We start from the raw sequence: 25,866 nt of genomic DNA, 5'->3' as shown, positions 1-25,866 counted from the left end.
ATCCGGCGGGCTCAACCCCTTGAGTCGAGACCCGCCGAACTGCCAGCGCTGCTAGCTGTCTAGCACTGAAGAAATGCAGGACCAGAAAGCCGTTGGCTTGCGGGTGAGGCTATCAGCTTTGTGCCCAGACTCGAGGTTGCTCCAGGTTGGGGTTGCCCGGTGCCGGCTCCTCATTGCGATCTCGGTAACGATTCAAGCCTTCCTTGCCTAGGTCCTTGGCCATGTCGATCCCGGCATCCCGAACCCCATCCTTTAGGCCCTCTCTGCCACCCTGCCGTGCGCTCTCGCTGAGCGCCTGGCGTGTGGTCTGCGTACCGGCCTGGGTCACGGCTTCGCGTGTAGCCGAGGTGGCCACGGAGCGTCCCACCACGGTGCCGATCATGCGACCCGCGGCGGCCGCTGCCCCCGCCATGCCGATGCCGGGAATGAACATAGTCAGGTAGCTTAGCGCCTCGAGCAGTTTGGTGAAGCCGCCGCCCTTTTCCTTTTTCGGGTCGGGCTGACTTTCCTGCCCCTGGACCATGGCTCGCTGGGCCGATTCCACTGGTCGCATCGAGGCCCGAGGCGGTTCGGCCACCTGGTTGCTACCCTTCTTGAGAAAGGCATCGAGATCGCCCGTGCTGATGTTGCGGTCATTGGCCTTGTTGAAGAAGTTTCCACCCGCGCCATGCTTGGCGTTATCGAGCATGGAGAACAGCATCGAATTGGGTTGAGCCAGCAGGTTAGCGGCGTCGCGTACCTCCTTGCTGTTCTCCTTGTTGTTGGCGATCGACTCCAGCTTGTCGGTCTTGATGCCACCGCCCTTGAAGAAGATGTCACGGTTGGCGTCCAGCGTGTCTAGCGCCTTGCGCTCCTGAGGGGACAGCTTGACGTTGAAGGACGCCAGGTCGCATAGCCGATCACGGGAGACGCTGTGGGTAGGGTTGTCCTTGCCGGAGAACGCCTGCCACTGGTCCGGGTTCTGCACAAAGAACTTGGCCGCGGCCGCCAGCTGTGGCGGGCACTTGTCCATTTTCTCAGAGCCGTCGGCGATGTTCTGCAGGGTTTCCAGGCTGATGTTCTTGGGCAGGCTCTCCGAGTAGCGGAACAGCTCGCGCATGGCGTCGTTGGCCGTCATGGCCCGTGCCGGCGAGTTGGGCGGCGCATCGGACGGTACGTAGTTGTCGGTGAACTGAGCCGCCTTGAAGTCGGCATAGACACGCATCTCCGGACGCTCCTGCAGCTTTTGCACGTCCTTGGCGCTGATCTTGCCGTCCGTTTTTCCTTCTTTGGCGCCATCGAATGCGGCGAAGTAAGCTTTGTTATCCAGCAAAGCGCTGAGGGCCTGTTTAGCGTCGCTCGGCGTCTTGTCGTCATCGCGAAGTTTTTCCAGGCCCTCACGATCCTGGGGGGCTTTAAGCAGACCCTCGTGACGGCCGAGAATCGATATCACCTCCTCGAAAGGCATCTGTTGCTCGCCTTCGCCGCTCGTTGCGGTCGTTTGGCAATTGGCGGCCGGCGGTTGACCACATTTCTCGTTCACGGCGTTGCCCTGCTTGGGCATCAGCCAGCCGATCAGGGTTTGCGCCAGCGAGCCTGCTCCCCCCTGTGTATTGTCCCGCCGCTGTGCACCCGCGGGGGGTAAGTCCGACGGTCGTTGCTGATGCGTCGCGGGCGAGCCTGACCACGTGATGCTGCCTTGGCTATTGGGTCTTGCAGCCGCCGGCTGCTGTTGTGGGAGTAGCGGGGGAGGCATGCCATGGTTGGCTGGTGGGTTCGGTGATGGAGAATTCGATAGCCGCATGGTCGGTCCCCTTGCTGGTGGTGTGGTTTAGAGGGATGAGTGGTGGCTGGTCGCAGGCGGTTCCATATCGGAGCCGATGGTGCACACGGGCCTGGGCAAGCCTGATCGCTTGCCCGGGCCACTGGCGTCGTTATCGGTTGGTGCTGTGAGCCTGGCTGTCTGGCGCGGCGGTGTGGAAGCTGTCGGTGTCCGAGTCCGCTTCGTCGCTGGCGGCGCGGCTATGTGCGTTGACGCCGCTGTCTCTGCTTGAAGCGTTGCCGGTACTGCCGGTGACTTGCTGAAGGGCGTCCGGCATGGCGGCGGCCGAGCTTGGCTCGGCAGTATGCCCCCGGTTGATCAGGCCGCTGCTCCAGCCGCCTAGCGAGGTTCTGGGCTCCGGGGTGGTTTGCTGCTGAGCATTGGAGTTGGCCTCAAGATCCAGTTACCGGACGACATGGATAGACGGCTGAGGCAGAAACGAGAAGTCCGAATCCGGGCTCGCGAAAAAGGGGCGGTACGCGAAATGACCGGCTAACGTGGGACGCCTAGCCTGAAGGCCCAAGGCGGGATCTTGTTTTCTGTGGCCCGTTGGCACACCGCCGTCAAAACACCTCCCAGCGGTTTTGGCGTTCCACATGCTCTTGCAACAAACCGCCTGCGTTGTCAGCCGAGGCGATTTTCTGCACGTCGTGTCTAAAGACGGTTGGGCAGTTGGCTGCATTCGGTTCCCTATCATGCGGGCCGGTTCAGCAGGCACCAGGCGCTGCAGGGAGCATACGGTCGCCGTTTAGACGGCGCAGCGGCACTGGGCGCTCTGCCTGCGTGAAATTCTGCTGCGATGCTTTTATGGGGGGGCGAAGTGCTTCTGGTTCTGCTGCTGAACTGGCGCAGTAGTGCCTGTGTTGAGACCCAGCTTTCGATGGAGCATGGGCTGTCTAATTTGCAAGGCACGCGGCCACAAGAGCAGGCTTGTTTAAGCGGATGAAGTCAGGGGGCGCTGTGAGACGAGGAGGGGCATGACGGGGTTAACGGAACAACCTCGGACCCTTTTACCGGCCCGAGGCGTGCAGCCTGATGTAGCCTTCAGTCCAGCCGATCAGACCCTGTCCGATGCATCGTGGGACGGATTGGTTCTTTTTGGAGACGTCTGCATTTCGATTTCCTCGGCCGGCTGTTGCTCGCTCACACGGGGTTGAGTAGTTTCGGCTTCCGGCTTCGCCTTCAGATGCTCAATGCCAGCACGCACTTTGCCCGCGATGTATTGGTTGACCGGCTCGACGAGGGTTTCACTCACTACCATGGCCGGAATATTGAGTGCCGCCTGCGCACTGTCGAGGGCATTCGTCACAAGGCGGGCGGCGCTTCCTTGGCCAGCTGTCTGCTTGTTAGCCGGTTGGTTGGGGTTGGCCGCTGCATGCGCCAGGCCTCTGGTCCTCTCGTACATTTTTGACGCGCCTCGTTCTTGCGCTCCATCTGCAGGGGGTGCGCTTTCGGCCGCTTTGGCGTAGGCACTCATACGGGTCGAGATCCAGAACATGGCCAGATTGAGTGGGGATTGCGTGGCAATAGCCGCCGCTTGACCCACCAGCTTGCCTGCGGGGGAGCTATTCTCCAAGGCCTTGATGGCTGGCTCCATTACCTGTTTCAGGGCCCATCCTGTTGTGAGGCCTGCTCGCTTGGAGTCGACAGCTTTGCGTTTTGCATCATCCAGATAGTTGAGGTTTTCCATCGCTTTGCTACCCACCCCTTTCAACCGTGTGGAGAGCGACATATCTTCAGTGGCTTTCTTGTCCCTTTGCTCCTGCGTCAGGTCATAGAGGTTGTTACTCATGGTAAAGGCCGGGATGCGGCGTCCTTCTTGATCGAGCATGCCGTCTCGCAATCCTCCCGCGCCTTGCCATCCACCCATTGCTGCCCCCCCAGCCATCGAACTGACTGTCGCCCCGCCCGGATGATCAGCATTTATGCTGGAAAATGTGAGCGCGCGAGTGCCTTGGGCGATAAAGAACATCAGATAAGACTTGAAGTCTCCCTTTGCACTGCCAAGTGCATGGCCGTTTTGGATTTCTTTCAACTGAGTGAGCATTTTCTTGTTGTTTTCACGTTCGAGCTCCATCTCTTGCTCGTTTCGCGGGCGCACCGTGCCGTTCTCACTGACGTATTTGTTCGGTGCGGGAAAAACCTCCGATCCTTTGACCGGTTTAGTGGCGCCTCCAAATACCTCAAGGATTGCGGCAGCAAGGGTATGGGTTCCGATGTCATGTGCGAGCGCAGTGGCAGCCGGCGTCACCACTAATTGAGCAGCAGGCCACTTCGATAATGCATAGTCGGTAAAGGAGTTCACGGCTCCCAGTGCAAGACCTGAGAGCGCCATTTGGCGAAACGCTTGCACAGTAAACGCGTGGACCTGATTGGTAACGCTACCACTGCTCTCATTCAGCTCATCAATGACTTTGCCGAGTTTGGCCTGGGCAACTGAGTTCTCGAATTCGGGGAGCAACTCGGCCTGCAATTTTTCCAGCCCTTCCAGGGTCTTCTCCCATTGCGCAAGTTCGCTTGGCTTTGCGTCACGGCTTGAGGAGGCCTGGGCTGGTTCAGGCTGTTCCTGCTTCATCTTATCGATGATCGCTTCAGCGGACGTGATGGCGAAATTGAGGGCGTTGGGAATGTGTGACGCGAGGCGGGTGGCATATAACGAAAAATTCAGCTCACTCTTCAGAACGGCTTCGCGATCCTCTTTGGAGAGAGGCGGGCTTTGGTTCAACACTTCTTCGTAATGAGCCACCCGCTTGGCGAACAGGTCGGTCTGCAGCTGCATTGATTCTTTGAGTTCGGGTGCCACTGCAAGAATGCCACGCTCAAGCCCCTGATCTTGTCCATTTTTCTGCATCACCTCTTCAAGCGCGGATGTAAGCTTGTCAAAGCTGGATTGAACCTGCTCGAACAGCGCGCTTTGCAGATTGGTCTGCCGCCCCACTTCTTCGAACGTTGGTAGCGATTCAGAGGATTTTGTGCGCTTAACGTGCTCCGCATGTTCTTGCAGGAACTGGCCCTCGATCACCATACGTCGAGTGGCCTGATCTAGGTTCGCTGGCCTTTTGAGATCCGCGTTGTGCGCAAGCATTTCCTGATGCAAAGCGCTGGCCTTACGCATTAGCGTAGCAGACGGGCTAAAGGTTTCGGTTGGTTGCCCTGATGCAGGGGGTGACGTTCTTGGAAGCTGGCTGGTCTCGACAACGCCTTGGCGTTGTCCCGAGACATTCTGTACGGCGGCTTGCTGAACGCGCTGTTCCTGACTGGCTTGTTGGGCCTGTTGAGCAGCTTGTGTACGGTGGAGGCTGTCCTGCGATGAAGTACGCATCAGAAGGCCCTCCCTGTGCTGGCGGTGCGAGGCAGTTGGCCGGTAGTGGAGGACGGGCTAGTTGGTGCCTGCTTGCCGAGGAAGAAAGTTTGCCGCCAGGCGGTCGCATAGTCGGCCAGCGCACCCATCTGATCGAGTAGCGATTGCCCCGAGAGGTTCGCCAGCGGTTGTGCCAGACTCAGCATCATGCGGCCGCTGTGCTCGTTTCGGCAGAAGGCAGCCGTTTGAGCGGTACTTACCAACTGGAAATTGGTATCGAGCAGGCGCAGCAGCGCCTCTTCGCGGCGCTTGTCAGGCAGGGCTCCGAGATCGCAGTGAAGGGCTACATGGCCTTCGTCCTCGTTGCCAACCGGGTGCATGGAAAAGTCCACGCCCCTTACATTCAGGTGGGTCAGCTCGGGGGACAGCAGGGCTTCAGGCACAAGAGTCAGCTGCTGGATTTCGTCCAGCAACTGGCGGTACTGATGAGGTACGGCCATGGTTATTGTTCTCCATCGACGTGAGGGGGGCGCGGCGGGGCTCGTCGCGCCGGGCAGGTCCGCAAGGTGAGTGGTGATTGCCCCGGGCCGGTTCCATGCCGCTGCCATCGCCCGGTCACCTATCTCTCCGAGCGTGGTCGGCCGCCTCAGGCAAGGGAACTGATCGGTGCGGGCTTGCCACCTATTGGGCTCAGCCAGGGCTCAAGGCCCCAAATCGAATGAGGTATCCAACCGGTGATTTCCAGTCTGGGTTCAGCCGCCAGGAAGAGTGCCGCGCTCCCGTCCGTGCCGGAGCAGGCGCGTGGCGCCGTCTCCGATCAACTGAAGGTCGCGTCGCACATTGTTGGGAAGCACGACACCGTGTTTTCCAGCGGTGTGCTCGACGAGCGTTCGGCTTCGCTAAAGCCGCTACAACGCCAGTGGATCGATCGGGCGCGTGCCGCCTTGGCCGGCGATTCCGGGGTTGCGGTGATCAAGGCTGAGGCCAACGAGCACGGTGGGCGTTTCGAACTCGCGCAGATCCTCCATGGTGCCCAGCATGTCGCGTTCCAGCGCGATCCGGAGGGGCGCGGCAGCGAGCTGGCCGTGCTCGACTCGCAGGGGGCTCCGCTGGTGCGACTGACCGATCTCCTGGTGCATGCCGGGCAGGTCCGCGGGACATCGTCGACCTCTGCGCGGACGCCTCCCGAGGCGCAGCGGCGTACTTCTCTGGCCCAGGCGCGCGTCGAGCAGAGCGCCGCGCAATCGTCGACCGCTCTGAAGCGCACCGCCGAGGCTGCCGCGATCACGGACGATGAGCCTGCCCGGCGTGGGTTCACCCCTGTGCGGCTCAAGGTACAAACGCAGCAGCAAGCCCTGGGTTTGCCGGGTGGCGTGGGGCCGATGGAGGTTCGGCTGGCGAAAAAAACGCGCGAATTGCATGGCGAGAATGGCGCGCCGAAGAGCGATGCCATCGTCGCCAACCAGGCTCCCGACGGCAGTTGGATCCGTAACGGCGACATCACGGACAAGCTGCACGGCTCGTTCATCTTCGTCAGGTTGCTCGACGGTACCCGGCGCGTCGGCAACGCGGTCAATGGCCAGAATGCGCATTTCCAATTGGCCGGTAGGGCCGAGGAAGTCATGTACGCGGGGCGCGTCGAATTTATCGCGGGCCAGGTGAGCCACTACGACAACCAGTCAGGAACCTACGTGCCACCCGGCGAGCTTTGCGCCCAGGCCGGTTTTGACGATGCGCGCTTCGAGGATGAGGCGCTGAAGAAAACCTGAAGGCGCGCGGTGAGCGAGTGGTCGATAGCCTGATGGCACGCGAAAACACGCCCAGGCACGCACTTGCACTCAATTCTCCCGTTCCCGTTGGCCCGCGACATTCTCGCCCATCTCGATGTCCGCGGGTGCGGGGCGTTCGCGACGTGCGTTGACCTGGCGTGCCACCTGTTCGCCCAGGCTGGCGAGCCCGCTCAGGGTTTTGCTTACCAGCGCCTCGGTCGCCACTACCCCGGCCTGTGGGAGCGCTTGCTGCAGGCCTCGCAGGCGGTGATAGCCATTCTCCACCGTCCGGGCGCTGGTCGCGGGGCGAGTGCCGTGGGGCAGGTGCTCGCGATCAGGGTAGCGAATGTTCTCGACGGCGCTGGCAAACCGCGAGCTGTCATCGAGCCTGGCTTCATCGCGTGACTGCTTGTTGGCATAGAAGGGCGCCAGAAAGCCGACCGCCTGGATACCTGTCATCAGTACCGAACCGGCCTTGGCTGCCGTCGTGTCGACGCCGACCCGGCTAATCGCCTTGCCCATGCCGTTGAAGAACATCATCGCTGCCGATGCGCTATAGACCTTGCTGGTATAGGCTTCGCGGCTGCTGGGCAGACGAGGATCCGCGCTGCTCAGTCCCTTGTTCCAGACCGATGCCAACCGTGCGTCGAGATTCGCCTCGGGAGGGCGTTCGGGCACATGGGTGGGCAGACTGCGACCGTCGTGATCGAAGTGCTTGTTTTGCTGGCCCAAGGCCTGCAGTCCGGACATCGCCGCGCCGCCCATGAACGAGGATGCCATGCCCGCCGCCACACCGGCGGCGGGCAGGGTCGTGGTCAGCTCCAGCAGCCGGCGTACGACCTGGGCACCGCCTTGGGTGGCGAAGGTGATGCCGTCACCCATGAGCGTGCCGTTGTAATAATCCTGCTGCGCGTTGATGAAGCCTTTTCGCGCCTGCTCCAGCGGCTGGGACGCGGCCTGCAGTTCGGCATCGTTGAACTCGCGATAGCGCCCGCCCTCGGTCGTGGCGCGGTGTGGGCCGGGAATCACTTCCCGTGGGTCGACCTTGCGCAATTCGTGGGCGCCGACGCTGGCGAGCATTTCCCGGGCTGCCGGCTTGATGAAATTGTCCAGTGTTTCGTGCACCGCGCCTACGGCGGCGCCGCTCGCGGCGGACTGCCTGGCCAGGTCGAACAACGACAGGCGTGGGTCGACATAGGCCCTGGCCAGTACGAATTGCAGGCACGAGGCCAAACCTTGTGGAATGGCCGCGGCGATGAATACCTGGGCGCTGGTGAACAGGCCGCGATTCTGCTCGTCGAGCGTTTGCAGGTGCTGTTCCAGATCCATGCGGTAGAGGCTGTCCTGCAGGGCACTGTCGTGCACGGAAGCGAACGCATCCTGAAAGTGCGCCTGCACCTGCCGCCATTGTTCGACCTGCGCCTTGGCGTGCGCGGTTTGCGTGTCACGCTCGGCCTTGTCCGGCATCTTGCGGGCGCGGCGCAGATCTCGTTCAGCGGCTTGCAGACTGGCGTCTGCCAATGCCTGGCAGGTCGCCAGGATGCGTTCCTTGATGTCCGCCGACCAGCGCTGGGCCAAGGCCTGGAAGGCTTCACGGCCCGCGATCACCTGACGGCGCTCCTCGGCGTTGAGCGAGCAATGCTCCAGCACTTCGTTGTACAGCGCGGCCTGCCCATCCAGATGCCTGGCGATGCGTGGGAGCGCGATGTCCAGAAGCGCCTGCAAGCCTTCGCCGCAGACCGCCTGACCGGCGGGCATGGGCTGGCTGTAGTGCCGATCGATTTCGCCGAGCAGGTGCTCCACGCTGTCTCCATAGGGAATGCCGGTGGTGAGTTGGCCCGGCTGGTCGGCATGCAGCAACGTACTCATGCGTTCGAAATCGAGCTGTGGATCGAGCAGCAGTACACGGCCTTCCAGAATCATGCGCTGGCGGTTCAACTGCAGCGGATCCTGGGCAATCCGCTGTGCGTCGCGAGCCTGGGGCGTGATCGGCCGGGAGAAATTCAGCGGCCGCTGGCCCTGGACCAACCGGGCAAACTCGGCGCGCAGCGACCGCAACTCGGGGTGCAGGGTCTCGAACAACTGGGCCTGGCTACGGGGCGGCGGTTGTTGAGCTTGCAGCCGTTGTTGGGTGGTAAGAGGCGGCTGGTTCGAGGGCTTCGCTCGCGCAGGGCGCGCGTCGGGGCGCTGGAGCTGCTCCCGTGTCGTGGCGCTGAGCGCTGTGGTGGTTTGCGGGCCGGTGCTGGAGCGGATGATTTCCATCACAGTGGCCTCAGGAGCTACGCAGCGCAGAGCGCGTCAAATCCGCCATGGGGCGCTCGCTGGGCGGCCGCTCCAGAAAGCAGTCACGACGCCATGCCCTGGCCAGGTCGGCCAGCTCCGCGAGCAACTCCACCAGTCGTTCCGCATGCAGCCCCGGCAGGGGCAGGTTGACCCCAAGGGTGACGCGCCGGCTTTGCGGGTTGAGCGTGAAAACCGGCCCGGCGTGGCCGTCGAACAGATGGAAGTTCATCTCCAGCAGCCGCTGGGCCGCCGCTGCCGTTGCCAGGTCCCCGGCAGGCAGGTTCCCCAGGTCGCCGTGCAGCAGTATCCGGCCGCCACTGGGGGTGTCCTGATGCAACAGGGTGAAATCGATACCGTTGAACTCTACGGCGGTGTGTTCGTAAAGGCTGTGAGGGTTGCTCAGTCGCGTCAGGCTGCAAAAGCTGTCGATCAGGGAACGATAGGCGGGCGTACTCATAAGCACCTTCAAGTCAGGGTGAAGATGCGCCATGGGTGGGGCGACGGCGTCGGCTGGTTCCTTGGTTTTTTTGGAAAAATCCAATTAAATCAATTATTAAGAATTTATTTAAAATCTGTGAATGCTTGATGAATTTATCGCCGGGCCACCGCTGGTGGCGCACCGATACTTACGCGATCAGCCTGTCAGGCGCGCTGTCGGAAAATCGCCGGGCACTAGGTTGCCATCCTGTTGACCAATACCTAACCTCGCCCATTCATGCCGGCCATCGCCTGGCATTGGCGGCAAGCATCCAACCGGAGGATCAATATGGCTCACGAGCAAATCGTCATCACCACGCCGGACGGCCAGTGCCCGGCCCACGTGTTCACCCCCGCCAGCGGGCAGGGCGGCCCGGCGGTCATCTTCTACATGGATGCTGTCGGCATCCGTCCGGGTGTGCTGGGCATGGCCGAGCGCCTGGCCAACGCCGGCTACGTGGTGCTGCTGCCGGATATGTATTACCGCTATGGCGCCTACGGGCCGTTCGATCCCAAGGAAGTGTTCAAGGGAGACTTCCGTACCGTCGTCGGGCCTCTGATGGCCACCACCGGCAACGCCAAGGCTGCGGCCGACATCGATGCCTACATCGGCTACCTCGATAGTCGTGGCGATGTGCAGGGCAAGCGCATCGGCGCGGTGGGTTTCTGCATGGGCGGCGGCATGGCCATCGCCGCGGCGGGTGCACGCTCCGAGCGTTTCGCGGCCATCGCCAGCTACCACGGCGGCAACCTGGCCACCGACGCCGCCGACAGTCCGCACCGCGCGGCGCCGGTATTGCAGGCCGAGGTGTATATCGCCGCGGCCGAGAACGACGGCAGCTACCCGCCGGAAATGGCCGAACGTTTCGAGAAAGCGCTGGGTGATGCCGGCGTGCCCTTCAGCTCGGAAACCTACCCGGCCAAGCACGGCTGGATGAAGCCGGACTTTCCGGTTTACGACGAACAAGCCGCCGAGCACGGCTGGAAGCAGATGCTGGCGTTCTTCGGCCGTACCCTGGGCGACAAGAACGCCTGACCTGCTGCACTCACGTTCACTATCGCCTTCGCGGCGGTGGTGAACGCCTGCCTTCGGCACCGATCGGCGCCGCGTCCATTTTTTCTGATTTCGCTTGCTGGCAATCACTCGTTTACAAGTAGATCAGCTTTTTAAATCACATTTAAATCACAGATTTGGTTATTCGCTTGCAAAGCGCCATGGCATGAAGTTCACTGGGTTGATCAGTTTTAAAGGCTATCTCAGCCAAATCACAGAGCCAGGAAATAACCATGACCACACAATCTGTCCCCGTCGTGCTGGTAACCGGTGCTTCACGCGGCATTGGCCGGGCCATTGCCGAACTGCTGCTGCGCGATGGCTACGATCTGCACGCCACCTACGCCAGTGATGCAAAAGCTGCAGAGGGCCTGCTCGGTTTTGCCGAACAGCTCGGCCGCCGCGTGACCCTGCACCGCTACGATGCCGGCTCGCGTGACGATCAGACGCGGCTGGCCGAGGAGCTGCAGGGCGTTCGTCTGCACGGCATCGTGCACAACGCCGGGATGATCGAGTTTGAGAACTTCGCCGCTTACGAGATGACCACCTGGGATCGCACCCTAGAAGTCAACGTCACCTCGACCCTGCGCCTGACCCTGGCCCTGCAATCGCAGATTGAGTCTGGCGGCTCCATTGTGCTGATCTCCTCGACCGACGCCTTCTCCGGCGCCTACGCGAGCATGGCTTACGCGGCCTCCAAGGCGGCGATGGTCAACCTGGCCAAGAGCCTGGCGTGCAACTTCGGCCCGCGTAACATCCGCGCCAACGCCGTGGCGCCGGGCTGGATCCAGACCGACATGACCACCGGCGCGTCGTCCGGCTCGGCGGCAGTCACGCCCCTGGGGCGCGATGGCAAGCCTGAGGAAGTAGCCGGCGTGGTCGCCTTCCTGTTGTCGGACCGCGCCAGTTTCGTGTCCGGCACCAGCATCGCGGTGGACGGCGCCTACACCGCCTCCGACGCCATCATGCTCAACGAAGCCCGAGAACTGGGCTGAGGCTTTTCTACAGGCAATAAAAAAGCCGGCTTGTGGCCGGCTTTCCTTAGGCAGGTTGTGCTTACTTTTGATAAGCAGCAGCCGCCTTGGTGATCTCGGCGCGGGCCGCGTCAGCGTTGCCCCAGCCTTCGACCTTGACCCACTTGCCCTTCTCGAGATCCTTGTAGTTCTCGAAGAAGTGCTTGATCTGCTCGATCAGCAGCGGGGGCAGGTCGGTGTATTCCTGAACGTCTTTGTAGATGGTGGTCAGCTTGTCGTGCGGTACGGCGATCAGCTTGGCGTCGCCACCGGCTTCGTCGGTCATGTGCAGGATGCCGACCGGACGGGCGCGGATCACCGAGCCTGGGGCGACCGGGTACGGAGTCACGACCAGCACGTCGAGGGGGTCACCGTCGTCGGCCAGGGTGTGCGGGATGAAACCGTAGTTGGCCGGGTAGAACATCGGGGTGGCCATGAAACGGTCGACGAACAGGCAGTCGGTGTCGTGATCGATTTCGTATTTGATCGGCGCGTGGTTGGCCGGGATTTCGATAGCGACGTAGATGTCGTTCGGCAGGTCTTTACCAGCCGGAACCTTGCTGTAGCTCATGGGTGACTCCCTGATGTGCGCCAAAAAAAGTGGCGCGATTATAGGTGGATTCCCGCGTCGTTGCCATTACAGCCATCTGGCGTATCGGCGGGTGCGGGCGTGGCTTGCTGATAGTCCGGGTGTTCGACCTGCAGGCGGCGCAAACGTGCCAATGGGTCTTGCCGATAGAACAGGCGCAGTTGCTCGTAGACGGCCGGGAAGGCCTCGTCGAGCAGGTCGGGGGCGTTGAAGAAGTATTCGCTGGTGACCGCGAAGAACTCCGCCGGGTTTTCCGCGGCGTAGGGGTCGATGGCGGTTTGCGCCTGCTCGTCGGCATCCAGCTCGGCATTCAGGCTGTCGAAGGCCTTTTGCATGGCGTTGGCCCACTGCTTCACGTCCATGTTGCTGTGCAGCGGCGGCAGGCCGTTGGCATCGCCGCCGAGCATGTCCAGTTTGTGGGCCAGCTCGTGGATCACCAGGTTGTAGCCTTCCCAGCCGCCACTGGCCTGCACGCCCGGCCAGGCGAGAATCACCGGGCCCTGCTGCCAGGCTTCACCGCTGTGTTCGCCGTCCCATTCGTGTTCGATCCCACCGGAGTCGCGGTGGCGCTGCGGGCTGACGAAGTCATCCGGGTAGAGGATCACCTCGTGGAAGCCCTGGTACCAGTTCAGGTCGGCCAGGCCCAGCAGCGGCAGTTCGGCGAGCGTCGCCAGGGCCAGGCGGTCTTCGGCGTCCAGCTTGAGGCCGGGCAGGGTGGTCAGGTGCTTGGCGTGCAGAAACAGCACGGCGCGCTCGCGCAGCAGCTGCTCTTCTTCTGCACTGAGGCCGTCGAGTATCGGCAGGCGCTGGCGCACCGTGGCCCAGCTGCTGGCGCTGACGGGGTAACGGGAGAGAATGCGACGACGGCGCCAGGCGCTAAACGACCACATGGAAACGGCTCGGTGGGAGAGTGGCCGTCACCATAACAGGCCGCCCGCCGACCGCAAGCAGCGGACGTTACTCGCTGTTGATGGGCAACACGTAGTTCTTGAACTGCTCGTCCTCGACGAAGCCGATCGACTCATAGACCTTCTGCGCCACCTCGTTATCGCGGCTGGTGGCCACGCGCATGCGCACTGCCTGGGTCTGCTTGGCCATCTTCTTGGCGGTCTGCAGCAGGCGATCGGCGACCAGTTGGCGGCGCGCGTCCTCGGCGACGAAGATGTCGTTGAGGATCCACACGCGCTTGAGCGACAGCGACGAATAGCTCGGGTACAGCTGGCAGAAGCCCAGCAGCTTGTCATCGTCGTCGGCCAGGGCCAGGTAGATCACCGATTCGTCGCGCTTGAGGCGGGTTTCCAGAAACTTGCGCGAGGAGTCGGGGAACGGCCTTTCGCCATAGAACTCGCGGTAGCGAACGAACAACGGGGTGAGTAGATCCAAGTGCTCCAGGGTGGCTTGCACGATGCGCATGGGCGAGGGCCTCGTTTGGCTGTCGGGTGGAGACGGCAGGCGTTTCGATTAAAGTGCAGTTTTCGCCCTAAAGCCAGCGGGGCAGAGCCTTTACCGTGCGGCGGTGTGCCATCCGCGGCGCTCGTTTCGCCCTACCGGGCAGGCACGGCGAAAGGCGCCGCTGTGCTAATCTGCGGCCATGTTTTCACGCGGCTCGCCGCCTCCAGGCGCGCCTGTTCTCGAGGTTTTCATGCATATCCACATTCTCGGCATCTGCGGCACCTTCATGGGCTCGCTCGCGGTGCTGGCCAAGGAGCTTGGCCATCGCGTCACCGGCTCCGATGCCAACGTCTACCCGCCGATGAGCACCCAGCTCGAAGCCCAGGGTATCGAGCTGATGCAGGGCTACGACCCGGCGCACCTGCAGCCGGCGCCCGATCTGGTGGTGGTCGGCAACGCCATGAGCCGTGGCAATCCGGCGGTGGAATACGTGCTCAACAAGGGCCTGCCCTATGTGTCCGGCCCGCAGTGGCTGGCCGACCACGTGCTGCAGGGCCGCTGGGTGATGGCGGTGGCCGGCACCCATGGCAAGACCAGCAGCTCGAGCATGCTGGCCTGGGTGCTTGAGCACGCCGGCATGGCGCCAGGCTTCCTGATCGGTGGCGTACCGCAGAACTTCGGGATTTCCGCACGCCTGGGCGACACGCCGTTCTTCGTGGTCGAGGCCGACGAGTACGACAGCGCCTTCTTCGATAAGCGCAGCAAGTTCGTCCACTACCGCCCGCGCACTGCGATCCTCAACAACCTGGAATTCGATCACGCCGATATCTTCCCGGACCTGGCCGCCATCGAACGGCAGTTCCATCACCTGGTGCGGATCATCCCCAGCGAAGGCCTGGTCATCCATCCGGCCAGCGAAACCGCTCTGGCACGGGTGATCCAGATGGGCTGCTGGACGCCCGTGCAGACCACGGGTGAAGGCGGGCAATGGCAGGCGCGCCTGCTCAGCGCCGATGGCTCGCGCTTCGAAGTGAGCTTCGACGGCAAGGTCGAAGGCGTGGTGGACTGGCAACTGACCGGCCAGCACAACGTCGCCAACGCCCTGGCCGTGCTGGCGGCGGCGCGCCATGTCGGCGTGGTGCCGGCGCTGGGCATCGAGGCGCTGGGCAAATTCATCAACGCCAAGCGGCGCATGGAAAAGGTCGCCGAAGTGAATGGCGTGACCGTCTATGACGATTTCGCCCACCACCCGACCGCCATCGCCACCACCCTCGACGGCCTGCGTAAGCGGGTCGGCGACGAACAGGTCATCGCGATCATCGAGCCGCGCTCCAATTCCATGAAGCTCGGCGCACACCGTGATGGCCTGGCCGAGTCAGCCGTGCAGGCCGATGCAGTGTTCTGGTACGCGCCGCCGAACCTGGGCTGGGACCTGGCGGCCACCGTTGCCGGCGCCACCAACCCCACCCAGGTGTGCGACTCCCTGGAAGCGATCATCGATGGCGTGAAGGCGCGGGTACGCCCCGGCACCCAGGTGGTGATCATGAGCAACGGTGGTTTTGGCGGCTTGCACGGCAAGCTGGCCACGGCGCTGGCGGCTGAGCCGAGCTAGTGGACATGAGCGACTTCAATCCCTATCGCCCGCCCAGCAGTTCGACTGTTGCAGAGGCAATGCCCGGGACTCGCGGTCTGCGTTGGTTTTATCAGCTGCCCAATCTGCTCTATACGGGTTTTGTCGTGCTCAGCACGTTCGGCCTTGTGATCATGAAACCGGATATGTTCCTGGAGGCGATCGCGATTCCCGCCTTGCTTATCATTTATGCCCCCATATTGTGTTTCTTGCTGGTGCGCTGGGGCACGCCTCGGTTGGTGCGCTTTTGCTTGTGGCTGCAAGGTGGCGTGGTCTTATGGGTCATCTATCTGCTGATCGACAGCCTGCGTGACCATAGTGAAGACGTACTCGGGGGGAGTATCTACCTGGGCATCAACCTGTTTGCTTTGTTTGGCGGCCTGCTGCAAGCCAGAGCCCGATCCCTTCCCAAGGAGTTTATAGATGAGCGGCCCTGAACGTATCACCCTTGCTATGACCGGCGCCTCGGGCGCCCAGTACGGCCTGCGCCTGCTCGATTGCCTGGTGCGCGAGGATCGGGAAGTGCACTTTCTGATCTCCAAGGCTGCGCAACTGGTGATGGCCACCGAGACGGACGTCAACCTGCCAGCCAAGCCCCAGGCCATGCAGGCCTTTCTGACCGAATACACCGGCGCCACCGACGGGCAGATTCGCGTCTACGGCAAAGAGGACTGGATGGCGCCGGTGGCTTCCGGCTCCGGCGCGCCGTCGGCCATGGTGGTGGTGCCGTGCAGCACCGGCACCCTGTCGGCCATTGCCACCGGTGCCTGCAACAACCTGATCGAGCGCGCCGCCGATGTGGCCCTCAAGGAGCGCCGCCAACTGATTGTGGTGCCGCGCGAGGCGCCCTATTCGAGCATTCATCTGGAGCACATGCTCAAGCTCTCCAACCTGGGCGTGACCATCCTGCCGGCCTCGCCGGGCTTCTATCACCAGCCGCAAACTGTGGATGACCTGGTCGACTTCATCGTCGCGCGCATCCTCAACTGCCTGAATATCCCCCAGGACATGCTGCCGCGCTGGGGCGAGCATCATCTCAACAGTGGCGATGAATAAGTACGCCGGCTGGCTCCTGCTGCTCGCCTGCCTGCAACTCGGCGGCTGCGCCACCGCGCGCACGCTGGATGCCAACAAACCGGGCGCGCCGGTGGTATATGCCGGCACTCGGCTGGACTGGTACGCGCTGCAGGGCGGTTGCTGCCCAGTGGAGCGCTTCGGTGCCGAGGCGCCGCGCTACGCCGGCGTCGATCTGCCGGCCAGCGCCTTGCTCGATACCTTGCTGTTGCCGCTATCCCTGGCCAAGGCGCTGGGGATTGGGTTGCAGGTGAGTGGGGGCGGGTAGGGTGCTTTGATCGGGCGCGGGTGGTTTTTGATGGGTTGCACCTACGCAGCCCTAGCTACCCTACGAGCTGGGCATTTTTAGGTGATGGGTTGCACCCATCCTACGGTCTATTACCCAGTGGGAACCCACATTGTTCAATCGTAGGGTGGGCGATAGCCCACCAATTTTTTAACGGGTGAGGGGATTAGTTCACCCGCCTGCAGCCAATCCATGCCCAGCTTAGATCGGCGTCAGCAACGCCTCTCCCCGAAAATGCCGACCAATATTGTCGAGAAACTGCGACAGCGACTGCTCCAGCGCCTGGGGTGAGTTGCCGCCGACGTGCGGGGTGATGGTCAGGTTATCGAGGTCGAGTAGTTCAGTGGGCGGCAGCGGCTCGCTTTCGTACACGTCCAGCGCCGCGGCGCGGATGCGTTTTTCGCGCAGTGCGGTGCCCAATGCAGCGGTGTCCACCACGCTGCCGCGCGCCACGTTGACCAGATAACCCTGCGACCCCAGCGCATCCAGCACTTCGGCATTCACCAGGTGATGAGTCGCGACGCCGCCGGGGATGGCGACCACCAGACAGTCGCACCACTCGGCCAATTCCCGCACGCTGGCGAAGTAGCGGTGCGGGCTGTCCGCTTTTGGTGAGCGATTGTGGTAGCCCACCGGCATATCGAAGGCCGCCGCGCGGCGGGCGAGCTGTTCGCCGATGGCGCCGAGGCCAAGAATCCCCAGGCGCTTGCCGCTGACGCCGTCGGTCATCGGCAGGGCGTCGCGCCAGATGCCCGCGCGGCAGGCGTTGTCCAGGCGGCGTACGTCGCGGATCGCCGCCAGCAGCAGGGCCATGGCGTGGTCGGCGACGCAGACAGCGTTACTGCCTGCGCCGTTGCTCAGGGCGATGCCGCGAGCGCGGGCGGCTTCGATATCGACCTTTTCATAACCCACACCCAGGGTGCCGACGAAGCGCAGTTTGGGCAGGCGTGCGATTTCCTCGCCAGTCAGGCCGATGGTGCCGATGGTCAGCACTGCTTCGATGCTTGCGCCGTGCTCGACGATGGCCGCCTCGCGGGCCTCGGCATTCGGTGCATGGGTGATCTGATAGTGTTCGGCGATGCGCGCCAGGCTGGCGTCACTGAGCGGGTTGAGAATCAGCAGATGGGGCTTCATGGCGGCTCCATGGCAAGTGGGCGATGGTCACTCGATGATGCGCAGTCTACTGCGCCCGCGGCTGATGTCGGCAAGCAGGCGTTGCAGGCCTTCGATCTGCGCTTGTGGCACGGCCAGGTGCAGTTCGGCGCCTTCGGCATCGAAGTTTTCCTGTTCCAGCACGGCGTCGAATTCGGCCAGGCGTGATTTGAGCAGCGCCAGTTCGGCGAAGCCGCAATGGCAGGTGCAGGCGGTGCGCGGCACCTGCTCCTGGCGCTCGGCGTTCTGCAGGCACTTGTTGGCGCTGCCGCCGTAGGCGCGGGCCAGGCCGCCGGTGCCGAGCTGGATGCCGCCGTACCAGCGTGTCACCACCACGGCCACGCCATCGAAGCCCTGGCCCTCGATGGCGGCGAGAATCGGTCGGCCGGCAGTGCCGCCGGGTTCGCCATCGTCGCTGAAGCGGTATTGCTGACCGAGCTTCCAGGCCCAGCAGTTGTGCGAGGCGGCCGGGTCGCTGACTTCGTCGATGAACGCCTGAGCATCGGCCGCGCTGGTGATGGCGCGGGCCCGTGCGAGAAAGCGGCTCTTGCGGATCTCCTCGCGGTAATCGCAAGGGGCGAGTAGCAGGTAGGGCATCAGACGCTCGGCTTCAGCCCGCAACCCTTGAGGATGATGCGCACCATGTTGTCCGCCGCGGCCTGATAGTCGGGCTTGGTCAGGCGCGAGCGCCCGGTGACCCGGCAGATCTCCGAGGCGAAGTCGGCGTGATACTGAGTGCTGCTCCAGATCATGAAGATCAGGTTGGTGGGGTCGACGGCGTCCATCTTGCCGGCCGCGATCCACTGCTCGAAGATCGCCGCGCGCTCGCGGAACCAGCCCTGCTGATCCGCGCCGAGGTGTTGGGACAGAAAGGCGCCGCCGCTGATCACTTCCATGGCGAACACCCGCGAGGCTTTCGGGTAACGGCGCGAGAATTCCAGTTTGGCGCGGATATAGCGCTCCAGCGCCTCGGCCGGGTCGTCATCGACGCTCATGCTGTCGAAGGCGCTGTCCCACATCTCCAGGATGTTGCTTAGCACGGCCAGGTACAGACCCTGCTTGCTGCTGAAGTAGTAATGCAGGTTGGCCTTGGGCAGGCCTACCGCCTGGGCGATGGTGTTCATGCTGGTGCCCTTGAAGCCGTGGCGGGCAAACTGGTCTACGGCGGCGGCGATGATCGCTTCTTCGTTCTTCTGCCGGATGCGGCCAGTCGGTTTGCCAGTGGTGGCGCGTGGAGCGGTGACGTCGGGGGGCATCAAAGGGCTTCCGTGGTATCGAGGACTCAGCGGGTGAGAAATACTCCACCGTAGCGGGTGTGACAAGCGCCGTGGAAACCCAGTGTATGTCCGCGCAAACCCTGCGGATCAGCTGAACGCCTGGACGATGCGCTCGCGCTGCTCGGCATTGGGCAGGCGACCCTGGCCGGCCTTGAGGTTGTCGACCATGTAGCGCGGGTTGGAGGTGGCCGGAATCACCGCCGTCACGGCCTCGTCGGCGAGGATGAACTTGAGCAGCAACTGCGCCCAGGAGGTCGCGTCGATCTCGTTGGCCCATTCCGGCAGCGGTTTGCCCTTGACCTTGCCGAGCAGCTGCGCGCGCTGGAACGGCCGGTTGATCAGCGTGGCGATGCCGTTGTCGCGGCAGTAGGGCAACAGGCGTTTCTCGGCATTGCGCTCGCCCACCGAATAATTGAGCTGCACGAAGTCGACCTTCTCCTTGGCCAGCACGGCGAGCAGATCGTCATGGGCCGACTCGATGTAATGGGTGATGCCTATGTAGCGCACCTTGCCCTGTGCACGCAGCTCGCGGGCCAGGGCCAACTGGGTGGTGGTGTCCTGCAGGTTGTGCACTTGCAGGAGGTCCATCTTGTCGGTCTGCAGCGCCTTGAGGCTGGCCTCGAACTGCGCCAGACCGCGCTCGCGCCCGGTGCTCGACAGCTTGGAGGCGAGAAACGCCTTGCCCTGGGTTTTGGTGCGCTTGAGCAGCTCGCCGGTCACTGCCTCGGCCCGGCCATAGCTGGGTGCGGTATCGATCAGCGTGCCGCCACCGTTGATAAAGGCGCGCACTACCTCGTCAAGGGGTTTCAGGCCGGCGTTGTCGAGGCTCACGTTGAAGGTCTGCGACGTGCCGAGGCCGATCACCGGCAGGCTCTCGCCGCTGGACGGGATCTTGCGCTGCAGCACCGCGGCAGGGTTGGCGGCGAAGGCGAAACCGGGCAGCAGTTGGCTGCTGGCCGCGAGCGTCATCAGGGCAGCGCTGCCCTGCAGGAAATGGCGACGGCTGGGCATGGCGGGCTCCATACGAAAAGGGGTAGGCAGATGAGACTAGTCGTCCACCTCGACCGACCGGCCCCTAGCCCCGGGTTACTTGTTACCTGGTGTGTCCTCAGAGCGCTGCGCGGCGGCTGGCGTTCCGTCTGTCCGTCAGGGGCAACGGTGTTCGCAGTGCGGCGGTCATCTATCAGGACAGTCATCGAGGACGCCCCATGAGCAGCACCGCGAAGAAGACCGATCCGAAGCTGTGGGACAAGGTGAAAAAACGCGTCACCAACGGCGACAAGGGCGGCAAGCCCGGCCAGTGGTCGGCACGCAAGGCGCAGCTCGCCGTGCAGCTCTACCAGCAAGAGGGCGGCGGTTACGAGGGCGGCAAGGATGCCGACAACCACCTGCACCAGTGGACCGAGCAGGACTGGGACACCAAGTCCGGCAAGCCCTCTGGCGAAACCGGCGAACGCTACCTGCCCAAGAACGCCCGCGATGAACTGAGCAACAAGGACTACGCGCGCAGCACCCGCAAGAAACGTGCGGACAGCCGCGCCGGGCGCCAGCACTCCAAGCAGCCGAAAGATGTCGCCGAGAAGGCCGCCAACCACCGCACGCCAGCGCTGAGCGGGCTGACCAAGGCCGAACTGATGAAGCGCGCCGCGAGCAAGAACATTCGTGGCCGCTCACGGATGAAGAAGGATGAGCTGGTCAAAGCGCTGGAAAAGGAGGGCGGCAAATGAGCGAGTTGAACGAGGCGCAGAAGAAAGCCATCCGCAGTGATTTCAAGGCGGCGGTGAACATGCCGCCGTCACGCCTGCGCCGCTGGTTGCAGGCCGCCGACAGCAAGCGCGTGGGCATGACCAAGGGCGGGCGCAAGGTCGAGTCCAGCCGCGACGGCAAGTCGGTCGGCCACCAGATGGGCGAGCGCATTCTGCAGATCAAGGGCAAACGCGTCGCCCAATTGGAGGCGGACGACTACCAGGCGATGCGCAAGGTGATCGGCTACGTGCACCGCCATCTCAAACAGCGCCCGGACGGCGATGTGAAGGACAGCCGCTGGCGCCAGTCGCTGATGAACTGGGGGCACGACCCGCTCAAGGGCTGAAGCACCACTCGGGCCTGAGCGCGCTTCAAGCGCTGGCCGCCAATTCCTGCAGGAAACTCTCCAGCACCAGATGGGGCCGGCGGCCCTTGCGGGTCACCGAAGCCAGGCTTATGTCGTAGAAGCGCGTGCTGGCCTTCAGTGCGCGCAGGCGGCCCTCCTTGATCCATGCCTCGGCATAGTGATCCGGCAGGTAGCCGATATAGCGCCCGGTGAGGATCAGAAACGCCATGCCTTCGCGGTCCGAGGCGCTGGCCGTACAGTTGAGCACGCCGTAATGGTTCTGGATCTCCGGCGGCAGGCGGAAGGTCGGCGCGATGGCGTCCTGGGCGTTGAGGCGCTCGTCCGGCAACTCGCGATCATCGACGTAGAACAGCGGGTGGCCGACCGCGCAATAAAGCAGCGAGCGCTCGTCGTACAGCGGCTGGTAATCCAGGCCGGAAAGCCCGCCAACCACTGGCACCACGCCGACATGCAGGCGCCCGTCGAGCACGCCTTGCTCGACCTCGCTGGGCGGCGTCATGCGGATGTTCACCCGCACGTCCGGCCCCAGCGCCTTGAGGCGGGCGAGGGCGACGGTGATGCGCATGTGCGGCACCGTCACCAGGTTGTCGGTCAGGCCGATGTTCAGCTCGCCGCGCAGGTGCTGGTGGAGGCCATTGACCTCGGTGCGGAAGCTCTCCAGCGCCGCCAGCAATTGCTGGGTCGACTGGTACACCTCGCGGCCTTCCTCGGTCAGCGCGAAGCCGGCGCGTCCACGTTGACACAGGCGCAGGCCGAGGCGCTGTTCCAGGTCGCTCATCTGCTGGCTGATCGCCGAACGGCCAATGCCCAGCACGCTCTCCGCGGCAGAGAAACCGCCGCATTCGACCACGCTGCGAAACAGCTTGAGCAGGCGGATATCGAAGTCGCTGACCTGGGCGAGGGGCTCGGGGCGTCGGGCGCTCATTGTTTAGTCACCATTGAACTGAGGATTCGAAGAGTCAGGTTTGAGTGACTTTATGCCTGTGGCACCTTGGCTGACAACCGACCTATACCTGTGGGAGCGGCTTTAGCCGCGATTGCTGCTGATTCTCGCGGCTAAAGCCGCTCCCACGTTGTCCCTGATCACGCCGCCAATGCCGAGGCCATCGCCATGAACATGCCGCAGACCGCTACGCCGCCCCTGGCCAGCCAGCTGAAGCTGGACGCCCACTGGATGCCGTTTTCCGCCAACCGCAGCTTCCAGCGCGACCCGCGGATCATCGTCGCCGGCGAAGGCGCCTGGCTGACCGACGATTCCGGCCGCAAGGTCTACGACAGCCTGTCTGGCCTGTGGACCTGCGGCGCCGGCCATTGCCGCAAGGAGATCCAGGAAGCGGTCGCCAAGCAGCTCGGCACCCTCGACTATTCGCCGGGCTTCCAGTACGCCCACCCGCTGTCGTTCAAGCTGGCCGAGCAGATGGCCGACCTGATGCCGGGCGAGCTCAACCATGTGTTCTTCACCGGTTCGGGCTCCGAATGCGCCGACACCGCGGTGAAGATGGCCAAGGCCTACTGGCGCCTCAAGGGCCAGGCCAGCAAGACCAAGTTCATCGGCCGCGCCCGTGGCTACCACGGCGTCAACATCGCCGGCACCAGCCTCGGTGGCATCAGTGGCAACCGCAAGATGTACGGCCAGTTGATGGACGTCGACCACCTGCCGCACACCCTGCAGCCGGGCATGGCGTTCACCAAGGGTGCAGCCGAGACCGGCGGCGTCGAGCTGGCCAACGAGCTGCTCAAGCTGATCGAACTGCACGATGCTTCGAACATCGCCGCGGTGATCGTCGAGCCGATGTCTGGCTCGGCTGGCGTCATCGTGCCGCCGGCAGGCTACCTGCAGCGCCTGCGCGAGATCTGCACCCAGCACAACATCCTGCTGATCTTCGACGAAGTGATCACCGCCTTCGGGCGCATGGGCAAGTGGACCGGCGCCGAGTATTTCGGCGTGACGCCGGACATCCTCAACGTCGCCAAGCAGATCACCAACGGCGCCATCCCCCTGGGCGCGGTGATCGCCAGCCGCGAGATCTACCAGACCTTCATGGGCCAGCCGACGCCCGAGCACATGATCGAATTCACCCACGGCTATACCTACTCGGCTCACCCGGTGGCCTGCGCCGCCGGCCTGGCCTCGCTGGAGCTGCTCAAGCGCGAGAACCTGATTCAGCAGGCCGCGGAGCTGGCGCCCAAGTTCGAGAACGCCATCCATGGGCTCAAGGGCGCCAAGCACGTGGTCGACATCCGCAACTGCGGTCTGGCCGGCGCGATCCAGCTGGCGCCCCGTGACGGCGACCCGACCATCCGCCCATACGAGGCCGGCATCGCCCTGTGGAAAGCCGGTTTCTACGTGCGCTTCGGCGGCGACGGCCTGCAGTTCGGGCCGATGTTCAACGCCAAAATCGAAGACCTCGACCGCGTGTTCAGCGCCGTCGGCGACGCCCTGCAGGGTATCGCCTGATGGCTGCCAGGCAGCAGGCCGTGGCCACCGTGCAGGTGGACAACGACGAGGTGATCGTCACCGAGTGGCGCTTCGCACCGGGCGCCGAAACCGGCCGCCACCGCCATGGCTACGACTACGTGGTGGTGCCGATGACCGACGGCACGCTGCTGCTGGAAACCCCGGAAGGCGACAAGCACGCGCCTCTGGTCGCCGGGCAGAGCTACTTCCGCAAGGCGGGCGTCGAGCACAACGTGATCAACGCCAGCGACCACGAAGTGGTCTTCGTCGAAACCGAACTCAAGTGACAACCCCTTTCCCGGCAGCCGCGGCGCGCGTCGCGGCCAGCCAAGCGAGCAGCATTTGGAGGACTCAATGAGCAGCATCCAGCACCTGATTCACGGCCAACTCACCGACGGCCAGGGCGGCCGCAGCGCCGACGTGTTCAACCCGGCCACCGGCGAAGCGGTTCGCCGCGTCGCCCTGGCCGATGTGGCCACCGTGCAGCAGGCCATCGATTCGGCCAAACAGGCCTTCCCGGCTTGGCGCAACACCCCGGCGGCCAAGCGCGCCCAGGTGATGTTCCGCTTCAAGCAACTGCTCGAGCAGCACGAAGACGCCATCGCCAAGCTGATCGCCGAAGAGCACGGCAAGACCCTCGAAGACGCCGCCGGCGAGCTCAAGCGCGGTATCGAGAACGTCGAATACGCCTGCGCTGCGCCGGAAATTCTCAAGGGTGAATACACCCGCAACGTCGGCCCCAACATCGACGCCTGGAGCGACTTCCAGCCGGTCGGCGTGGTCGCCGGCATCACCCCGTTCAACTTCCCGGCCATGGTGCCGCTGTGGATGTACCCGCTGGCCATCGTCTGCGGCAACTGCTTCATCCTCAAGCCATCCGAGCGCGACCCGAGCTCCACCCTGTACATCGCCCAGTTACTCCACGAAGCCGGCCTGCCCAATGGCGTGCTCAACGTGGTGCACGGCGACAAGAGCGCCGTGGACGCGCTGATCCAGGCGCCGGAAGTCAAAGCCCTGAGCTTCGTCGGCTCCACGCCGATTGCCGAATACATCTACGCCGAAGGCACCAAGCGCGGCAAACGCGTGCAGGCCCTGGGCGGCGCCAAGAACCACGCGGTGCTGATGCCCGATGCCGACCTCGACAACGCCGTCAGCGCGCTGATGGGCGCCGCCTATGGCTCCTGCGGCGAGCGCTGCATGGCCATCTCGGTGGCCGTGTGCGTGGGCGACCAGATCGCCGACGCGCTGGTTGAGCGCATCGTCCCGCAGATCAAGGCCCTGAAGATCGGCGCCGGTACCCAGTGCGGCCTCGACATGGGCCCGCTGGTCACTGCGGCGGCGAAGGACAAGGTCACCGGCTATATCGACGCCGGCGTGGCTGCTGGCGCCCAACTGGTGGTCGACGGCCGTGGCCTGAGCGTGGCCGGTAACGAGAGCGGCTTCTTCCTCGGCGGCAGCCTGTTCGACCGGGTTACCGCGGATATGAGCATCTACACCGACGAGATTTTCGGCCCTGTGCTGTGCATCGTCCGCGTCGATAGCCTGGAAACCGCCATGCAACTGATCAACGATCACGAGTACGGCAACGGCACCTGCATCTTCACCCGTGACGGTGAAGCGGCGCGGCTGTTCTGCGACGAGATCGAAGTGGGCATGGTCGGCGTCAACGTGCCGCTGCCCGTGCCGGTGGCCTACCACAGCTTTGGCGGTTGGAAGCGCTCGCTGTTCGGCGACCTGCACGCCTACGGCCCGGATGGCGTGCGCTTCTACACCCGCCGCAAGTCGATCACCCAGCGCTGGCCGCAGCGCAAGACCCATGAGGCGGCGCAGTTTGCGTTTCCCAGCAATAGTTGAGGTGGGCTGAGGGTGTGAAAAGGCCGATCAGATGATCGGCCTTTTTATTGGTGCTCAGGAAGTCGGCGTACGCCCGTCTCTGTGTAGGGTCGCAACCTGTGGGAGCGGGCCATGCCCGCGAATCGATATCGGCAGCGACACATCATTTGAGGTTGGGTAACGCACTCCGGCGCCGCTCATGCATCGTCCGAAAAACCGGTTTCGCCCTTACGGCGACTCACTTTTTTCAAACGCCGGATGACCGGCCCCGCAAAAAAGTAAGCAAAAACGCTGTGCCCCTGCATCCGAAACTAGGCGTCCCCGACTCGCTACACTCGACTTCCCTCACTCCATCATTGCTCCG

General features: G+C 63.5%; 26 protein-coding genes. 12 read left to right on the top strand and 14 right to left on the bottom strand.

Annotated elements, in window-relative coordinates; genetic code table 11:
• Positions 1-112 precede the first annotated feature (112 nt).
• The 4 genes from BM279_RS16180 to BM279_RS16170 all read right to left on the bottom strand — a co-directional run bounded on the left by BM279_RS16180 (position 113) and on the right by BM279_RS16170 (position 5,602).
• A complete protein-coding gene (locus tag BM279_RS16180) occupies positions 113-1,447 on the bottom strand; it encodes an HrpF/NolX family T3SS translocon protein (RefSeq protein ID WP_244154172.1) in 1,335 nt (444 codons plus the stop codon).
• A 466-nt stretch (positions 1,448-1,913) separates the two neighbouring features.
• Positions 1,914-2,078 (bottom strand): hypothetical protein, encoded by a 165-nt coding sequence (locus tag BM279_RS23425; RefSeq protein ID WP_167363159.1) that lies wholly within the window; start codon positions 2,076-2,078, stop codon positions 1,914-1,916.
• 780 nt (positions 2,079-2,858) lie between these two features.
• Positions 2,859-5,123, bottom strand: coding sequence for a hypothetical protein (locus BM279_RS16175; RefSeq protein WP_143103608.1), 2,265 nt, complete (start codon positions 5,121-5,123; stop codon positions 2,859-2,861).
• Positions 5,123-5,602, bottom strand: coding sequence for a CesT family type III secretion system chaperone (locus BM279_RS16170; protein WP_167363158.1), 480 nt, complete (start codon positions 5,600-5,602; stop codon positions 5,123-5,125). The genes BM279_RS16175 and BM279_RS16170 overlap by 1 nt, the downstream gene beginning before the upstream one ends.
• A 234-nt stretch (positions 5,603-5,836) precedes the next feature.
• On the opposite strand from BM279_RS16170, the gene BM279_RS16165 reads away from it, so the two are divergent.
• The gene (locus BM279_RS16165) at positions 5,837-6,871 is read left to right on the top strand and encodes a hypothetical protein (protein ID WP_143103607.1); all 1,035 of its coding nucleotides are present in this window, start codon (positions 5,837-5,839) and stop codon (positions 6,869-6,871) included.
• A gap of 69 nt (positions 6,872-6,940) precedes the next feature.
• On the opposite strand, the gene BM279_RS16160 is transcribed toward BM279_RS16165, so the two are convergent.
• Both BM279_RS16160 and BM279_RS16155 read right to left on the bottom strand, forming a co-directional pair.
• The gene (locus BM279_RS16160; RefSeq protein WP_093505391.1) at positions 6,941-9,133 is read right to left on the bottom strand and encodes a hypothetical protein; all 2,193 of its coding nucleotides are present in this window, start codon (positions 9,131-9,133) and stop codon (positions 6,941-6,943) included.
• Positions 9,134-9,143: 10 nt separating this feature from the next.
• A complete protein-coding gene (locus tag BM279_RS16155) occupies positions 9,144-9,695 on the bottom strand; it encodes a CesT family type III secretion system chaperone (protein WP_143103606.1) in 552 nt (183 codons plus the stop codon).
• Between the two features lie 225 nt (positions 9,696-9,920).
• Here BM279_RS16155 and BM279_RS16150 point away from each other — a divergent pair, with 225 nt between their 5' ends.
• Complete coding sequence (locus BM279_RS16150) at positions 9,921-10,667, top strand: dienelactone hydrolase family protein (RefSeq protein ID WP_093505387.1); 747 nt, start codon at positions 9,921-9,923, stop codon at positions 10,665-10,667.
• A 251-nt stretch (positions 10,668-10,918) separates the two neighbouring features.
• Positions 10,919-11,680: an SDR family NAD(P)-dependent oxidoreductase gene (locus BM279_RS16145; protein WP_093505385.1), complete on the top strand. Its 762-nt coding sequence runs from the start codon at positions 10,919-10,921 to the stop codon at positions 11,678-11,680.
• A 61-nt stretch (positions 11,681-11,741) separates the two neighbouring features.
• Here the strand turns inward: BM279_RS16145 and ppa are convergent, their stop codons facing one another.
• The 3 genes from ppa to BM279_RS16130 all read right to left on the bottom strand — a co-directional run bounded on the left by ppa (position 11,742) and on the right by BM279_RS16130 (position 13,700).
• Positions 11,742-12,269 (bottom strand): inorganic diphosphatase, encoded by a 528-nt coding sequence (ppa, locus tag BM279_RS16140; RefSeq protein WP_013789856.1) that lies wholly within the window; start codon positions 12,267-12,269, stop codon positions 11,742-11,744.
• A gap of 38 nt (positions 12,270-12,307) precedes the next feature.
• Positions 12,308-13,177, bottom strand: a complete 870-nt coding sequence (locus BM279_RS16135) for a M90 family metallopeptidase (RefSeq protein ID WP_093505383.1) — start codon at positions 13,175-13,177, stop codon at positions 12,308-12,310.
• A 67-nt stretch (positions 13,178-13,244) separates the two neighbouring features.
• On the bottom strand, positions 13,245-13,700 hold the full coding sequence (locus BM279_RS16130) for a GNAT family N-acetyltransferase (protein WP_075931613.1): 456 nt from the start codon (positions 13,698-13,700) through the stop codon (positions 13,245-13,247).
• Positions 13,701-13,929: 229 nt separating this feature from the next.
• Here BM279_RS16130 and mpl point away from each other — a divergent pair, with 229 nt between their 5' ends.
• The 4 genes from mpl to BM279_RS16110 are packed head-to-tail and all read left to right on the top strand — an operon-like array spanning position 13,930 to position 16,651.
• Positions 13,930-15,291 carry a UDP-N-acetylmuramate:L-alanyl-gamma-D-glutamyl-meso-diaminopimelate ligase gene (gene mpl / locus BM279_RS16125; protein ID WP_093505381.1) on the top strand — a complete coding sequence of 454 codons (1,362 nt, stop codon included), beginning with the start codon at positions 13,930-13,932 and terminating at the stop codon, positions 15,289-15,291.
• Between the two features lie 5 nt (positions 15,292-15,296).
• The gene (locus BM279_RS16120; RefSeq protein ID WP_143103605.1) at positions 15,297-15,746 is read left to right on the top strand and encodes a hypothetical protein; all 450 of its coding nucleotides are present in this window, start codon (positions 15,297-15,299) and stop codon (positions 15,744-15,746) included.
• Entirely contained in the window at positions 15,733-16,365 is a 633-nt protein-coding gene (gene ubiX / locus BM279_RS16115; RefSeq protein WP_093505377.1) for a flavin prenyltransferase UbiX, read from the top strand. Before BM279_RS16120 ends, ubiX begins: the two co-directional genes overlap by 14 nt.
• Positions 16,358-16,651 (top strand): YceK/YidQ family lipoprotein, encoded by a 294-nt coding sequence (locus tag BM279_RS16110; protein ID WP_093505375.1) that lies wholly within the window; start codon positions 16,358-16,360, stop codon positions 16,649-16,651. Before ubiX ends, BM279_RS16110 begins: the two co-directional genes overlap by 8 nt.
• A gap of 219 nt (positions 16,652-16,870) precedes the next feature.
• On the opposite strand, the gene BM279_RS16105 is transcribed toward BM279_RS16110, so the two are convergent.
• From BM279_RS16105 to BM279_RS16090, 4 genes are all read right to left on the bottom strand, one after another.
• Entirely contained in the window at positions 16,871-17,803 is a 933-nt protein-coding gene (locus BM279_RS16105; RefSeq protein WP_093505373.1) for a 2-hydroxyacid dehydrogenase, read from the bottom strand.
• A 27-nt stretch (positions 17,804-17,830) separates the two neighbouring features.
• Positions 17,831-18,418 carry an IMPACT family protein gene (locus BM279_RS16100; protein WP_093505371.1) on the bottom strand — a complete coding sequence of 196 codons (588 nt, stop codon included), beginning with the start codon at positions 18,416-18,418 and terminating at the stop codon, positions 17,831-17,833.
• Positions 18,418-19,077, bottom strand: a complete 660-nt coding sequence (locus BM279_RS16095; protein WP_093505369.1) for a TetR/AcrR family transcriptional regulator — start codon at positions 19,075-19,077, stop codon at positions 18,418-18,420. The genes BM279_RS16100 and BM279_RS16095 overlap by 1 nt, the downstream gene beginning before the upstream one ends.
• A 108-nt stretch (positions 19,078-19,185) precedes the next feature.
• Entirely contained in the window at positions 19,186-20,109 is a 924-nt protein-coding gene (locus BM279_RS16090) for an aldo/keto reductase (protein ID WP_093505367.1), read from the bottom strand.
• Between the two features lie 197 nt (positions 20,110-20,306).
• On the opposite strand from BM279_RS16090, the gene BM279_RS16085 reads away from it, so the two are divergent.
• Positions 20,307-20,825: a hypothetical protein gene (locus BM279_RS16085; protein WP_093505365.1), complete on the top strand. Its 519-nt coding sequence runs from the start codon at positions 20,307-20,309 to the stop codon at positions 20,823-20,825.
• Positions 20,822-21,190, top strand: coding sequence for a DUF3140 domain-containing protein (locus tag BM279_RS16080; protein ID WP_093505363.1), 369 nt, complete (start codon positions 20,822-20,824; stop codon positions 21,188-21,190). The genes BM279_RS16085 and BM279_RS16080 overlap by 4 nt, the downstream gene beginning before the upstream one ends.
• Positions 21,191-21,215: 25 nt before the next feature.
• Here the strand turns inward: BM279_RS16080 and BM279_RS16075 are convergent, their stop codons facing one another.
• Entirely contained in the window at positions 21,216-22,136 is a 921-nt protein-coding gene (locus tag BM279_RS16075) for a LysR family transcriptional regulator (protein WP_093505361.1), read from the bottom strand.
• A gap of 186 nt (positions 22,137-22,322) precedes the next feature.
• On the opposite strand from BM279_RS16075, the gene aptA reads away from it, so the two are divergent.
• The 3 genes from aptA to BM279_RS16060 all read left to right on the top strand — a co-directional run bounded on the left by aptA (position 22,323) and on the right by BM279_RS16060 (position 25,523).
• Positions 22,323-23,669, top strand: coding sequence for an omega-aminotransferase AptA (gene aptA / locus BM279_RS16070; RefSeq protein WP_093505359.1), 1,347 nt, complete (start codon positions 22,323-22,325; stop codon positions 23,667-23,669).
• Positions 23,669-23,956, top strand: coding sequence for a cupin domain-containing protein (locus BM279_RS16065; protein WP_093505357.1), 288 nt, complete (start codon positions 23,669-23,671; stop codon positions 23,954-23,956). Before aptA ends, BM279_RS16065 begins: the two co-directional genes overlap by 1 nt.
• A gap of 67 nt (positions 23,957-24,023) precedes the next feature.
• The gene (locus BM279_RS16060; RefSeq protein ID WP_093505355.1) at positions 24,024-25,523 is read left to right on the top strand and encodes a CoA-acylating methylmalonate-semialdehyde dehydrogenase; all 1,500 of its coding nucleotides are present in this window, start codon (positions 24,024-24,026) and stop codon (positions 25,521-25,523) included.
• The last annotated feature ends 343 nt before the right edge of the window (positions 25,524-25,866 follow it).

Origin of the sequence: Phytopseudomonas straminea (genome assembly GCF_900112645.1) — a bacterium.
In the GTDB taxonomy this organism is placed as follows: Bacteria; Pseudomonadota; Gammaproteobacteria; order Pseudomonadales; family Pseudomonadaceae; genus Aquipseudomonas; species Aquipseudomonas straminea.
This window is presented reverse-complemented; position numbering and strand designations above follow the sequence as displayed.

Coding starts and splice junctions, on each gene's coding strand:
- BM279_RS16180 (WP_244154172.1), bottom strand. CDS start 1,447: ATGCCTTTCGAGGAGGTGATATCGATTCTCGGCCGTCACGAGGGTCTG.
- BM279_RS23425 (WP_167363159.1), bottom strand. CDS start 2,078: ATGCCGGACGCCCTTCAGCAAGTCACCGGCAGTACCGGCAACGCTTCA.
- BM279_RS16175 (WP_143103608.1), bottom strand. CDS start 5,123: ATGCGTACTTCATCGCAGGACAGCCTCCACCGTACACAAGCTGCTCAA.
- BM279_RS16170 (WP_167363158.1), bottom strand. CDS start 5,602: ATGGCCGTACCTCATCAGTACCGCCAGTTGCTGGACGAAATCCAGCAG.
- BM279_RS16160 (WP_093505391.1), bottom strand. CDS start 9,133: ATGGAAATCATCCGCTCCAGCACCGGCCCGCAAACCACCACAGCGCTC.
- BM279_RS16150 (WP_093505387.1), top strand. CDS start 9,921: ATGGCTCACGAGCAAATCGTCATCACCACGCCGGACGGCCAGTGCCCG.
- BM279_RS16145 (WP_093505385.1), top strand. CDS start 10,919: ATGACCACACAATCTGTCCCCGTCGTGCTGGTAACCGGTGCTTCACGC.
- ppa (WP_013789856.1), bottom strand. CDS start 12,269: ATGAGCTACAGCAAGGTTCCGGCTGGTAAAGACCTGCCGAACGACATC.
- BM279_RS16135 (WP_093505383.1), bottom strand. CDS start 13,177: ATGTGGTCGTTTAGCGCCTGGCGCCGTCGTCGCATTCTCTCCCGTTAC.
- BM279_RS16130 (WP_075931613.1), bottom strand. CDS start 13,700: ATGCGCATCGTGCAAGCCACCCTGGAGCACTTGGATCTACTCACCCCG.
- mpl (WP_093505381.1), top strand. CDS start 13,930: ATGCATATCCACATTCTCGGCATCTGCGGCACCTTCATGGGCTCGCTC.
- BM279_RS16120 (WP_143103605.1), top strand. CDS start 15,297: ATGAGCGACTTCAATCCCTATCGCCCGCCCAGCAGTTCGACTGTTGCA.
- ubiX (WP_093505377.1), top strand. CDS start 15,733: ATGAGCGGCCCTGAACGTATCACCCTTGCTATGACCGGCGCCTCGGGC.
- BM279_RS16110 (WP_093505375.1), top strand. CDS start 16,358: ATGAATAAGTACGCCGGCTGGCTCCTGCTGCTCGCCTGCCTGCAACTC.
- BM279_RS16105 (WP_093505373.1), bottom strand. CDS start 17,803: ATGAAGCCCCATCTGCTGATTCTCAACCCGCTCAGTGACGCCAGCCTG.
- BM279_RS16100 (WP_093505371.1), bottom strand. CDS start 18,418: ATGCCCTACCTGCTACTCGCCCCTTGCGATTACCGCGAGGAGATCCGC.
- BM279_RS16095 (WP_093505369.1), bottom strand. CDS start 19,077: ATGCCCCCCGACGTCACCGCTCCACGCGCCACCACTGGCAAACCGACT.
- BM279_RS16090 (WP_093505367.1), bottom strand. CDS start 20,109: ATGCCCAGCCGTCGCCATTTCCTGCAGGGCAGCGCTGCCCTGATGACG.
- BM279_RS16085 (WP_093505365.1), top strand. CDS start 20,307: ATGAGCAGCACCGCGAAGAAGACCGATCCGAAGCTGTGGGACAAGGTG.
- BM279_RS16080 (WP_093505363.1), top strand. CDS start 20,822: ATGAGCGAGTTGAACGAGGCGCAGAAGAAAGCCATCCGCAGTGATTTC.
- BM279_RS16075 (WP_093505361.1), bottom strand. CDS start 22,136: ATGAGCGCCCGACGCCCCGAGCCCCTCGCCCAGGTCAGCGACTTCGAT.
- aptA (WP_093505359.1), top strand. CDS start 22,323: ATGAACATGCCGCAGACCGCTACGCCGCCCCTGGCCAGCCAGCTGAAG.
- BM279_RS16065 (WP_093505357.1), top strand. CDS start 23,669: ATGGCTGCCAGGCAGCAGGCCGTGGCCACCGTGCAGGTGGACAACGAC.
- BM279_RS16060 (WP_093505355.1), top strand. CDS start 24,024: ATGAGCAGCATCCAGCACCTGATTCACGGCCAACTCACCGACGGCCAG.